General features: G+C 73.5%; 8 protein-coding genes and 1 pseudogene. 7 read left to right on the forward strand and 2 right to left on the reverse strand.

What is annotated here, in order from left to right:
• The first annotated feature begins 84 nt into the window (after positions 1-84).
• The 3 genes from EDF34_RS09255 to EDF34_RS09265 all read left to right on the forward strand — a co-directional run bounded on the left by EDF34_RS09255 (position 85) and on the right by EDF34_RS09265 (position 4,498).
• Positions 85-849, forward strand: coding sequence for an SDR family oxidoreductase (locus tag EDF34_RS09255; RefSeq protein WP_123371067.1), 765 nt, complete (start codon positions 85-87; stop codon positions 847-849).
• Between the two features lie 92 nt (positions 850-941).
• The gene (locus tag EDF34_RS09260) at positions 942-2,717 is read left to right on the forward strand and encodes an ABC transporter ATP-binding protein (RefSeq protein WP_370450046.1); all 1,776 of its coding nucleotides are present in this window, start codon (positions 942-944) and stop codon (positions 2,715-2,717) included.
• Entirely contained in the window at positions 2,714-4,498 is a 1,785-nt protein-coding gene (locus EDF34_RS09265) for an ABC transporter ATP-binding protein (protein WP_233575287.1), read from the forward strand. The genes EDF34_RS09260 and EDF34_RS09265 overlap by 4 nt, the downstream gene beginning before the upstream one ends.
• A gap of 3 nt (positions 4,499-4,501) precedes the next feature.
• Here EDF34_RS09265 and EDF34_RS09270 read toward each other — a convergent pair whose 3' ends face one another.
• Positions 4,502-5,257: a MerR family transcriptional regulator gene (locus tag EDF34_RS09270; protein WP_123371304.1), complete on the reverse strand. Its 756-nt coding sequence runs from the start codon at positions 5,255-5,257 to the stop codon at positions 4,502-4,504.
• A gap of 235 nt (positions 5,258-5,492) precedes the next feature.
• On the opposite strand from EDF34_RS09270, the pseudogene EDF34_RS09275 reads away from it, so the two are divergent.
• Positions 5,493-5,900: pseudogene (locus tag EDF34_RS09275) on the forward strand (phosphoribosyltransferase); the annotation flags it as partial.
• 5 nt (positions 5,901-5,905) lie between these two features.
• A complete protein-coding gene (locus EDF34_RS09280) occupies positions 5,906-6,928 on the forward strand; it encodes a phosphotransferase enzyme family protein (protein WP_158615073.1) in 1,023 nt (340 codons plus the stop codon).
• A gap of 9 nt (positions 6,929-6,937) precedes the next feature.
• Here the strand turns inward: EDF34_RS09280 and EDF34_RS17850 are convergent, their stop codons facing one another.
• Positions 6,938-7,591 (reverse strand): HAD hydrolase-like protein, encoded by a 654-nt coding sequence (locus tag EDF34_RS17850; protein WP_233575288.1) that lies wholly within the window; start codon positions 7,589-7,591, stop codon positions 6,938-6,940.
• Positions 7,592-7,899: 308 nt separating this feature from the next.
• Between EDF34_RS17850 and ileS the strand changes: the two genes are divergently transcribed.
• Entirely contained in the window at positions 7,900-11,157 is a 3,258-nt protein-coding gene (ileS, locus tag EDF34_RS09290; protein WP_123371068.1) for an isoleucine--tRNA ligase, read from the forward strand.
• The gene (locus EDF34_RS09295) at positions 11,154-12,533 is read left to right on the forward strand and encodes a folylpolyglutamate synthase/dihydrofolate synthase family protein (protein WP_123371069.1); all 1,380 of its coding nucleotides are present in this window, start codon (positions 11,154-11,156) and stop codon (positions 12,531-12,533) included. Before ileS ends, EDF34_RS09295 begins: the two co-directional genes overlap by 4 nt.
• The last annotated feature ends 96 nt before the right edge of the window (positions 12,534-12,629 follow it).

The raw sequence follows: 12,629 nt of genomic DNA on the forward strand, positions 1-12,629 counted from the left end.
ACGAGGGCCGCACCTCCGTCCGGATCGTGGGCGACGACGAGGCCCCGCGCGCACGCCACGCCCGGATCCGCCTACCGTGACGCCATGAGCACATCGCAGAACCGCCGCGCCCTCGTCACCGGTGCCTCGTCCGGGATCGGCGCCGCGACCGTCCGCAGGCTGCGCGCCGACGGCTGGGACGTCGTCGCCACGGCCCGCCGCGCCGACCGCCTCGCCGCGCTCGCCGAGGACACGGGCGCCGAGGTGTTCGCGGCCGACCTCACGCAGGCGGCCGACGTCACGGCCCTCGTCGACTACGTCGAGCAGACCGGCGGGCTGGACGCGGTCGTCAACAACGCCGGTGGTGCGCTCGGCCTCGACCCGGTGGCCACCTCGGACGTCGAGCAGTGGCGCGCGATGTACGAGATCAACGTGCTCGGCACGCTCCAGGTCACGCAGGCGGTGCTGCCGCTGCTGCGCGCCCGCGGAGGGGGAGACGTGGTCGTCGTGACGTCGACCGCGGCGGACGGCGCCTACGAGGGCGGTGCGGGCTACACAGGCGCCAAGCACGCCGAGCGGATGCTCGCGACGACGCTGCGCTGGGAGATCGTCGACGAGCCGATCCGCGTCATCCAGATCGCACCGGGCGCGGTCGCGACCGAGGAGTTCTCGCTCGTCCGGTTCGGCGGCGACGCGGAGCGCGCGGCTGCGGTCTACGACGGTTTCGAGCCGCTCGTGGCCGACGACATCGCCGACGCCGTCTCGTGGACGCTGAGCCGCCCCGCGCACGTCAACGTCGACCTGCTCGTCGTGCGCCCCCGCGCGCAGGCCAGCAACACCAAGACGTCCCGCAAGGCGTCCGACGTCTGAGGCCCGCGCGGCCTGTCGGTGGCCGCGCCTATGGTGTCCAGGTGCCTGACGCAACCAAGCGGGACGCCACCAAGCCGGACGCCACCAAGCCGGTGACGGCGCCCTCCACGACCGCCGCGCTGCTCCGGCTGCGGGACTGGGCGCGGCCCGCGCAGCGTCGGATCCTCATCGGGGGCGTGATGGCCCTCGGCGCGAGCCTGCTCTCGCTGGTCCTGCCGCAGGTGCTCGCCTGGCTGGTCAACGGGCCGCTGCTGACCGACGGCTCGCGCGCGGGCGTCGTCGGGGCGGCCGCCGTGGTCCTCGTCCTCGGGCTGCTCGAGGCGTTCCTGGTCTGGTGCCGCCGTGCCTTCATCGCGACGCCGGGCACGAACGTCGAGCGTGACATGCGGGTCTCGATGTTCCGCCACGTGCTCGACCTGCCGGTGGAGTTCCACGACCGGTGGTCGGGCGGGCAGCTGCTGTCGCGGTCGATGGCCGACCTCGGCTCGATCCGCCGCTGGCTCGTGTTCGGGCTCGTCATGATGTGCGTGAGCGCCGCGACCGTCGTGGTCGGCGTCGCGCTGATGATCGCGACGAGCTGGCAGCTCGGCCTCGTCTACGTGGCCGGCGCGGTCCCGATGATCTGGCTGAGCTTCCGCTTCCGGGAGGACTACAAGGTCGTCGCCCGGCGAGCGCGGGACCAGGCGGGCGACCTCGCGACCGCCGTCGAGGAGTCCGTGCACGGCATCCGGGTGCTCAAGGCGTTCGGCCGCGCGCAGGACGCGCTCGACGACTTCTCCCGGCAGGCCGACGCGCTGCGCGACACCGAGGTGCACAAGGCCAAGACCTTGTCCCGGGTGACGTTCGCGCTGGGCGCGATCCCCGAGGCGATCCTCGCCGTGTCGCTCGCCGTCGGCGTGCCGCTGGCCGCGCACGGGCACATCAGCGTGGGCGCGCTCGTCGCGTTCTTCGCCACCGCGACGATCGTCAACCGGCCGGTGGAGCGCCTCGGGCAGTTCCTCGCGATGACCCTCGACGCACGCGCGGCCACCGACCGGTACGTGCAGGTCATGGACACGGTCTCGGCGGTGCGGGACCCCGAGGTGCCGGTCGCGCTCCCCGCGGCCGGCCCGGGCGGCACGCGCGTCGAGCTCGCGGGGGTGTCGTTCGCGCACCCCACGGGCGCCGAGGTCCTGACGGGGGTCGACCTCGTGCTCGAACCGGGTCTGACGACGGCGCTCGTCGGGCTGACGGGCAGCGGCAAGTCCACGCTGCTCCAGCTCCTGCCTCGCCTCTACGACGCGAGCTCGGGGCGGGTGCTCATCGACGGCATCGACGTTCGCGACCTGGCGCGCGCGGAGCTGCGCGGGGCCGTCGCCGTGGCGTTCGAGGACCCGATCCTGTTCTCCGCCTCGGTGCGCGACAACGTGCTGCTCGGCGCCGACGCCGCCGACGAGGCGCTCCTGCACCTCGCGCTGGACGTCGCGAGCGCGGACTTCGTGGCCGGCCTCCCGCGCGGCGTCGACACCGTGATCGGCGAGGAGGGGCTTAGCCTGTCCGGCGGGCAGCGGCAGCGCATCGCGCTCGCGCGCGCCGTGGCGGCCAGGCCCCGCGTGCTGCTCCTCGACGACCCGCTCTCCGCGCTCGACGTGAGCACCGAGGCGGCCGTCACCGCACGGCTGCGCGAGGTGCTGGTCGGCACGACGACGCTGGTGGTCGCGCACCGGCCCTCGACCGTCGCGCTCGCCGACCGGGTGGCCGTGCTCGAGGACGGGCGCATCACGGGCGTCGGCACGCACGCCGACCTGCTCGCGAACCACCCGCACTACCGCTACGTGCTGACCGCCCTCGCGGCCGAGGACGTCGAGCCCCAGGCGGTGGCGCTGTGAGCACGCAGGCGCACGACGAGCAGCGCGCCATCCGGACGCGGTCGCTCGCGCTGCTGCGCGAGATGATCCGGCCCGTCGCGCGGCCCGCCGCGGGCGCCGCGGTCCTCGTCGTGCTGGCCCAGCTCGCGCTCGTCGCGGGACCCGCGCTCGTGGCCTACGGCATCGACAGCGCGCTGCCCGCACTGCGCGAGGGCCGGTCCGGGCCGCTCCTGCTCGCCGCGGGCGCGTACCTGGTCGCCGCGCTCGCGGGCGGCTGGCTCGGCGCCGCGACCGTCCGGGCGTCGGCCCGCGTCAGCCAGACGATCCTGCTCGAGCTGCGCCGGCGCGTGTTCCGGCACACCCAGCGCCTCGACCTCGAGTTCCACGAGCGCTACACCTCGGGCCGGATCATCTCTCGCCAGACCTCGGACCTGGACGCCCTGCGCGAGCTGCTCGACGGCGGCCTGACCACCCTCGCCTCGAGCGTCCTGGCCATCGCGTTCACGGCGATCGGCCTCGCGGTCCTCGACTGGCGCAGCGGGCTCCTGCTGGTCGCCGCCGTGGTCCCGGGAATCGTCCTGACGCGCTGGTTCCAGGTGCGCTCGCAGGCGCAGTACCGGGCGTCACGGACGTCCGCGGCGCGGCTGGTCGTCCAGTTCGTCGAGGCGATGACGGGCATCCGCGCGGTCCAGGCTTTCCGCCGCGAGGCGCAGACCGAGGCGGCCTACGACGAGCTCGCCGAGGAGTACCGGGCGAACAGCGCCGAGGCGATCCGAGTCAACGGCATCTTCGACACGGGCCTGACCCTCATCGCCAACGTCACGGTCGCGGTCGTGCTGCTCGTCGGCGGTCTCCGCGTGCTCGACGGCGGCCTCGAGGTCGGCGTCCTCATCGGCGCCGTGCTCTACACCCGCCGGTTCCTGGCGCCGCTCGGCCAGATCGGCATGTTCTACAACTCCTTCCAGTCGGCGACCGCCGCGCTCGAGAAGGTGGCGGGCCTGCTCGCCGAGGAGCCCACGGTCCCGGACCCGGTCCGCCCCGTCGCGCTGCCGGCCGTGCGCGGCGACCTCCGGTTCGCCGACGTCACGTTCGGCTACGGGGGCGGCCCGATCGTCCTCCCGCACCTCGACCTGCACGTCCCCGCCGGGCAGGCCGTCGCGCTCGTCGGCCGGACCGGCGCGGGCAAGTCGACGGTCGCCAAGCTGCTCGCCCGGTTCTACGACGTGCGCGACGGGGCCGTGCTGCTCGACGGCGTCGACGTCCGGGAGATCGCGCCGGGCGACCTGCGGCGCGCGGTCGTCATGGTCACGCAGGAGGCGTACCTGTTCTCCGGGTCGATCGCCGCGAACATCGCGATCGGCCGGCCGGGCGCGACCGCCGCCGAGGTGGAGGCGGCCGCGCGTGCCGTCGGCGTGCACGAGCTCGTGGCGGCGATGCCCGACGGGTACGACACCGACGTGGACAAGCGCGGCGTGCGGCTCTCGGCAGGGCAGCGGCAGCTGGTCTCCTTCGCGCGGGCGTTCCTCGCCGACCCGGCCGTCCTCGTGCTCGACGAGGCCACGAGCTCGCTCGACGTGCCCGGTGAGGCGCAGGTGCAGCGCGGCCTGCGCACGCTGCTCGCGGGCCGGACCGCCGTCGTCATCGCCCACCGCCTCTCGACCGTCATGGGGTCGGACCGCGTGCTCGTGGTCGACGACGGCCGCGTCCTGGAGGACGGTTCGCCCGCCGAGCTCGTGGCCGCCGGGGGCCGGTTCGCCCGGTTGCACGAGGAGTGGCAGCGCTCGCTGGCTACGCAGCCCTGAGGCTCACAGGTGGCGCGCCGCGAACAGGTGCAGCGCGTCGCGCACGAACGTCGCGCCCGCCTCGCCGCCGTAGGTCGCGGCGAACCGCGGGTCGGCGACGTACATGTCGGCCAGGCCGGTCACGTACTCGCGCACGGGCGCCGAGCCGTGGCCCGGCGTGCCCGGGATCGAGCCGAGCCAGGCGACGTGCCGGCCCGCGAGGTCCTGGGCGAACTCGCTCGCGGGGTCGTGCCCGGCGCCGGCCGCGGCGGCCCACTCGTCGGCCAGCGCGGCCGTGCGTGACTTCCAGTCGGCCCGCTCGGCCTCGCTCATCGAGCGCCACCAGGCGTCCGACGTGTCGTACGCCGTGCGGCCCCAGCGCTCGACGACCTCTTCCTCGTGCTGCGTGTGGTCGAACCCGTCGAACATCTTCTCGGCCATGACCGTCCCTCCCTGCTCCCTCGTGCTGATGGTGGACTCGACCGCGGCGATCTGCCGGTCGAGGCGGCGCTTCTCGGACTCCAGCCAGGCCAGGTGCCGGCGCAGCGCCGCGGTGCCGTCGTGCTCGTCGTCCAGCGCGCGGCCGATCTCGGCCAGGCCGAGCCCCAGCTCGCGCAGCAGCAGGATCCGCTGCAGCCGCACGAGCGCGTCGTCGTCGTACCAGCGGTACCCGTTGTCGCCGACCCTGCTGGGCGCGAGCAGGCCGACGGCGTCGTAGTGACGCAGCGTGCGGCTCGTCGTGCCCGTCAGCCGGGCGACCTCCTGGATCGATGCCTCCATGCCGACCACGGTAGAACTTGACGTCGCGTCAAGGTCAAGCCCGCGGTGCGGACCGTCCTGCACAGGAACCGCAAGGCGGCCGCGACGCGACGGCAACGTCGCGGCAACATCGGGCGCCTAGCCTGCGGGAGTGACGACGACCGAGGCCGCTGCAGGTCAGGTGCTCCCGCCCGAGCGCGAGGTGCTCTCCTACGACAGGTTCGGCGTGGCGGTGCGCTAGCTCGCCCAGTCCGTCGCCGACGCGGGCTACGTGCCGGACCTGGTGATCGCGGTGGCCCGCGGCGGGCTGCCGCTGGGCGGCGCGCTCGCGTACGCGCTCGGCACCAAGGCGGTCGGCACCTTGAACGTCGAGTTCTACACGGGCATCGACCAGCGCCTGCCCGACCCGGTGGTCCTGCCGCCGCTGCTCGACATCGAGGCGTTGCGGGGCGCGCGCGCGCTGGTCGCCGACGACGTCGCCGACACGGGGGAGACCCTGGCGCTCGTCGGGCAGCTCATGGCCCTGCACTGCGCCGAGGTCCGGACCGCAGTGCTCTACGCCAAGCCCCACTCGGTCGTCGACCCCGACTTCGTCTGGCGGCGCACCGACCGGTGGATCACGTTCCCCTGGTCGGACCAGGAACCCGTCGTGGCGGCGGGCTGACGCCCGTGGCACCTGTCGAGGTCGCGCCAAGCGACGTGGGCTGGCGGCACGACGACGAGCTGGGGGGTCACCTGCGCGCGGGCTTCGGGGTCGTCGTGACGGCCGTCGAGCCCGTCAGCGGCGGCACGGAGGCGCGCGTCTGGAAGGTGCGCGGGGACGACGGGCGGACCTGGGCGGCGCGCTGGTCGCCCGCCGGCGTACCGGTCGGGCAGCACGTCGCGGCGGCCCTCGCGCTCGCCTGCCCGGGCGGCGGACAGGCCGTGCCTGCGCGCGCGACCGACGGCAGCCTCGGGTACGCGTGCGCCGGTGGCACCCTCACGCTCACGTCGTGGCTCGAGGGCCCGACGGCGCTCGCCGAACCCCTGACGGCACCGGCCTGGCTCGCGCTCGGGCGTCTCGTCGGGCGCCTGCACGCCGTCGACCCCGCGTTCGTGCCGGGCCTGCCGGTCGTCGACTTCACGCCCGGCTGGTGGCGAGAGGCGTTCGACGCCGTCGAGCGTGCGCGGGAGTCGCCCGCTGCCGACGAGCGCGCACGCGCCACGCTCGAGACGTGGGACGGCTCGCGTCGGCGCCTGCTGCTCGTGCGGGAACGCACCGAGCGGGTCGGCCACCGCCTGCACGAGCTGCAGCGGCACGAGCCCACGGCCCTGCCGATGGTCGTCTGCCACGGCGACCCGCACCAGGGCAACGTGATCGTCACCGGGCCGGACAGGGTCGCGCTCGTCGACTGGGACTCGGCCGTGCTGGCCCCGGCGGAGCACGACCTCATGTTCGTCCTGGGCGGCACGTACAGCGCCCGGCCGATCACCGACCTGGACGCCGCCGAGTTCTTCACCGGCTACGGCCGGGTCGACATCGACGACGACCGGCTGGCCTACGCACGCGGGGTGCGGCTGCTCGAGGACGCCTCGGACTGGGCCCGCCGGGCGCTCGACCCGCAGCGCCCGGACGACGAGCGTGCGGGGGGGCACGAGATCCTGCGCACCGTGCTCGGCCCGGACGGGCTTCTCGACCTGGCGCTCGGGTAGCGCGCTCAGCTAGAGACCGAGCCGCCGCACGGCCGCCGCGACCAGCGCGTCGGGGGAGTCGACGACCTCGACCGCGCCGGCCGCCTCGAGCTCGTCGTCCTGCGCGTAGCCCCACGCCACGCCCACGCAGTCGATCCCGTGCGCGCGCGCACCGATGACGTCGTGCTCGCGGTCGCCGGCCATCAGCCGGGCCTCGCCAGGCTCCCGGCCCGTCAGGGCGCGGGCGATCACACCCGCCTTCGTCGCGCCGTCGGCCTCGAGCGAAGCGCCGAAGATCCCGTCCACGAGGGGAGCGATGCCGAGGCGCTCGCAGATCGGCACGGCGTAGACCTCGGGCTTCGACGTCGCGACCAGCAGCGTGGCGCCCGCTTCGCGCAGCGCCGCCAGCGCCTCGGTGATGCCCGGGTAGACCGCGTTGTCGAACATCCCGCCCGCCACGTACGCCGAGCGGTAGTGCGCGACCATGGTGTCGGCCTGGGAGACCGACATGCCGCGCTCGAGCAGCGCGTCGTGCAGCGGCGGGCCGACGAACGAGCGCAGCTCGGTCGGCGTCGGCACCGTGAGCCCTGACGCGGTGAAGGCGTGCACCACCGACGACGCGATGCCCGGGTAGGAGTCGGTGAGCGTGCCGTCGAGGTCCAGGAGCAGCAGGGGTCCGGTCACGGGACCAGTCTGGCGCGGCCCGCACCCGGACGGCACGCGCGGGACGGTCCGCGAGCCGTCGGCTAGGCTGGGAGCACAGGCATCGACCCGGCCATCACCGGAGAGCCTCCGGAAGAACGGGCCGCTCCGCCAGGGTCCCAGTAGAACCGGACGGGTAGGCCCGTCACAGCCCTCACGAGTGGTCGACGCCCAGCGCACAGCCCGTGCGCAGCGGACGCCGGCAAGCGAGGTGGTACCGCGGTGGTCCCGGTCCGTTCCGGGGCGATCGTCCTCGTAGCCGCACGCGAACGACCACAGGAGACCGCACGGTGGCCACGAACTACCCGCTGCACCGGACCGATTCCGCTGTCCCCGCATCCCCGGACCTGCCCGCGCTCGAGCGCGAGGTCCTGGCCCACTGGGACGCCGACGGCACCTTCCAGGCGTCGATCGACCAGCGGGACGCGGGCGAGAACGGCGCGAACGAGTACGTCTTCTACGACGGCCCGCCGTTCGCCAACGGCCTGCCGCACTACGGGCACCTGCTCACCGGTTACGCGAAGGACGTCGTCCCGCGCTACCAGACGATGCGCGGCCACCGGGTCGAGCGCCGGTTCGGCTGGGACACCCACGGCCTGCCCGCCGAGCTCGAGGCGCAGCGCGTGCTCGGCATCACCGAGAAGTCGCAGATCGATGAGCTCGGCATCGACAAGTTCAACGCGGCGTGCCGCGAGTCGGTGCTGAAGTACACCGGCGAGTGGCGCGAGTACGTGACCCGCCAGGCCCGCTGGGTCGACTTCGACCACGACTACAAGACGCTCGACACCCCCTTCATGGAGTCGGCGATCTGGGCGTTCAAGCAGCTGTACGACAAGGGGCTGGCCTACGAGGGCTACCGCGTCCTGCCGTACTGCTGGGTCGACGAGACGCCGCTGTCGAACCACGAGCTGGGCATGGACGACGACGTCTACCAGTCGCGCCAGGACCCGGCGCTGACCGTCGGCCTGCGCCTGGAGACGGGCGAGCTCGCGCTGATCTGGACGACGACGCCGTGGACGCTGCCCAGCAACCTCGCCGTCGCGGTCGGTCCGGACATCGACTACGTGACCGTCGAGCCCGCGCCGGGCTCGCCGTTCGCGGAGGCCCACCCGGGCGAGCGCGTCCTGCTCGCGGAGCCGCGGCTCGCTGCGTACGAGCGCGAGCTGGGCGAGGCGACCGTCGTCGCCACCGTGCGCGGCGCCGACCTCGCGGGCCGCCGCTACACGCCGCCCTTCGACTACTTCGCCGACCGCGAGAACGTCCACCAGGTGCTGGTCGCGGACTTCGTCACCACCGAGGACGGCTCGGGCATCGTGCACCTCGCCCCCGCCTTCGGCGAGGACGACATGACGGTCTGCGAGGCGGCGGGCATCGCGCCCGTCGTGCCCGTCGACTCCGGCGCGCGCTTCACCACCGAGGTCCCCGACTACGTGGGTCTGCAGGTGTTCGAGGCGAACAAGCCGATCATCGCCGACCTCAAGGCGGGCACCGGCCCGCTCGCGCGCGTCGCGGCCGAGCAGCGCAGCGTCGTCGTGCGGCACGAGACCTACGAGCACTCCTACCCGCACTGCTGGCGCTGCCGGAACCCCCTGGTCTACAAGGCGGTCTCGAGCTGGTTCGTGCGCGTCTCGCAGTTCCGCGACCGCATGGTCGAGCTCAACCAGCAGATCACCTGGACGCCGGAGCACATCAAGGACGGCCAGTTCGGCAAGTGGCTGAGCAACGCCCGTGACTGGTCGATCAGCCGCAACCGCTACTGGGGCACGCCCATCCCGGTGTGGGTCTCGGACGACCCGAGCCACCCGCGCGTGGACGTCTACGGCTCCCTCGCGGAGCTCGAGGCCGACTTCGGGCGGCTCCCGGTCGACGAGCGCGGCGAGGTGGACCTGCACCGGCCGTTCATCGACGACCTGACGCGCCCGAACCCCGACGACCCCACGGGCGCGAGCACGATGCGGCGCATCCCCGACGTGTTCGACGTGTGGTTCGACTCGGGCTCGATGCCGTTCGCCCAGGTGCACTACCCGTTCGAGAATGCCGACTGGTTCGAGAACCACTACCCGGGCGACTTCATCGTCGAGTACATCGGCCAGACCCGCGGCTGGTTCTACACGCTGCACGTGCTGGCCACAGCGCTGTTCGACCGTCCCGCGTTCAAGAACGTCATGTGCCACGGCATCGTGCTGGGCGACGACGGCCGCAAGGCCAGCAAGTCGCTGCGCAACTTCCCCGACCCCGTGATCATGTGGGACAAGTACGGCTCCGACGCGGTGCGCTGGTCGCTCATGTCGAGCCCGATCCTGCGGGGCGGGAACCTCGTCGTCACCGAGGAGGGCATCCGCGACGGCGTGCGCCAGGTGCTGCTGCCGCTGTGGTCGACGTACTACTTCTTCACGCTCTACTCGGGCGCGGCCGCGGGCGGTGCCGGCTACCGGGCGACGCGGGTGGACGCGGCTCGAGTCGCCGGGATGGCGCCCATGGACCGCTACGTCCTGGCGCGGACGGGTGACCTGGTCGACGACGTCACCGCGCACATGGACGCCTACGACATCGCCGCGGCGTGCGAGGCCGTGCGCGTGCACCTCGACGTCCTCACCAACTGGTACGTCCGCACCCAGCGGGACCGGTTCTGGGCGGAGGACGACGACGCGTTCGACACGCTCTGGACGGCGCTGGAGACGCTGACCCGCGTGATGGGGCCGCTCGCCCCGCTGGTCACCGAGGAGGTCTGGCGCGGCCTGACCGGCGAGCGCAGCGTGCACCTCACCGACTGGCCGACCCGCGACGAGGTGCTGGCCGCGGACGCGGACCTGGTGCGCGCGATGGACCAGGTGCGTGCGGTGACTTCGACGGCGCTCGGCCTGCGCAAGGCGAACTCGGTCCGCGTGCGGCAGCCGCTGCACCGCCTCACGGTCGCGGTCGACGATCCGTCTGCGCTCGCGCCCTACGCGGCGCTGCTCGCGGCGGAGCTCAACGTCAAGGCGATCGACCTCGAGCAGGCCGACGCCGGCGCGGCCGAGCGGTTCGGCATCAGCCAGCGCCTCGCGGTCAACGCCCGCGCCGCCGGTCCGCGCCTGGGGCGCGGTGTGCAGGCGGTCATCCAGGCGTCCCGGTCGGGTGCGTGGCGCGTCGACGGCGAGACGGTCGTCGTGACGACGGCCGACGGGGACGTCGCGCTCGAGCCCGCCGAGTACGAGCTGACGACCGTGGTCGCCGGGGGGGCGCAGGACGCCAGCACGGCGGCCGTGCTGCCCGGCGGCGGGTTCGTCGTGCTCGACCTCACGCTCGACGACGCGCTGCTCGCCGAGGGCTACGCCCGCGACGTCGTGCGCGCCGTGCAGGACGCCCGCAAGGCCGCCGGCCTGCAGGTGGGGGACCGGATCGTCCTGTCCCTCGACGTCCCGCGCGAGCACGTCGGCGCGGTCGAGGAGCACCAGGACTTCATCGCCCGCGAGACGCTCGCGGTGGGCGTGACGATCGACGTGTCGCCGACCCCGGAGCTCGCGGTGAGCGTCGAGGCAGTCGAAGCCGGAGGGTACGAGGCATGAGCACCAGCGGAGCGGACCACACCCGGCGCCAGGCCGAGCGCGAGGCGCGGACGGCGGCCGACGAGGTCTACCGGGCGATCCTGTCGCGCGCGCCGGAGCACGACATCGACCCCACCCTCGAGCGCGTGCGCCAGGTGTGCGAGCTGCTCGGCGACCCGCAGAAGGCGTACCGCGTGGTGCACCTGACGGGCACCAACGGCAAGACGTCGACGAGCCGGATGGTCGAGCGGCTCGTGCGCGAGCACGGCCTGCGCACCGGCCGGTTCACCAGCCCGCACCTGACGCGCGTCACCGAGCGGATCGCGATCGACGGCGAGCCCATCAGCGACGAGCGGTTCGTCGAGGTCTGGCAGGACGTCGCGCCCTACGTGCACCTGGTCGACCAGCGCTCCGCGGAGAAGGGCGAGCCGCGGCTGTCGTTCTTCGAGGTGTTCACGGTGATGGCCTTCGCCGCGTTCGCCGACGCACCCGTGGACGTCGCGATCATCGAGGTCGGGATGGGCGGTGCCTGGGACTCGACGAACGTGGCCGACGGCGACGTCGCGATCATCACGCCGATCGCGATGGACCACGAGCGCTACCTCGGCGAGACGCTCGTCGAGATCGCCTCGGAGAAGTCCGGGATCGTCAAGGACGGTGCCACCCTCGTGCTCGCGCGCCAGACCGAGGACGTCGAGGGCGTGGTCCTCGCGGCCGCGGCCGAGCGCGGCGCGCGCGTGATCCGCGAGGACGTCGAGATCGCGGTCGTCGAGCGCTCGGTCGCGGTGGGCGGGCAGCTGCTCACCCTGCGCGGCACCGGCGGCACATACACCGAGATCTTCCTGCCGCTGCACGGCAGGTTCCAGGCGCACAACGCGCTGCTCGCGCTCGCGGCCGTCGAGTCGCTCATCGCCGGCGGCGCCGCGCTCGAGCCCGGGATCGTCGAGGCGGGGTTCGCGGACGTCGACTCGCCCGGGCGGCTCGAGATCGTGCGCACGAGCCCGACGGTCATCGTCGACGGCGCCCACAACCCCGCCGGGATGGAGGCGCTGGTCTCCTCGCTCGACGAGGCGTTCGCGTTCCAGAGCGTCGTGGGCGTCGTCGGCGTGATGGCGGACAAGGACCCCGAGGGCATCCTGTCGGTGCTCGAGCCGGTGCTCGACCAGATCGTCGTGACGGCCGCGAACAACCCCCGTGCGCTCGAGGCCGACGACCTGGGGGAGATCGCGGTCGAGGTCTTCGGCGAGGACCGCGTGCACGTCGTCGAGCGGCTCGACGAGGCCGTCGACCTCGCAGCCGGGCTCGCGGAGCGCGACGTCGAACGCGGTGCCGCGGTGCTGGTCACGGGCTCGATCCTGCTCGTCGCGGAGGCGCGAATCCTGCTCGGTCGCGCCTGAGCAACGCCGTGCACGAATGTGCACACCCTGCGCACGTTCTCACCTTGACGGCCCTGACGGGTGACGTGAAGGTGGGGATCGGGGGCAGTCCAGCAC

The sequence above is a fragment of the Cellulomonas sp. PhB150 genome (assembly GCF_003755175.1).
Classification (GTDB): Bacteria; Actinomycetota; Actinomycetes; order Actinomycetales; family Cellulomonadaceae; genus Cellulomonas.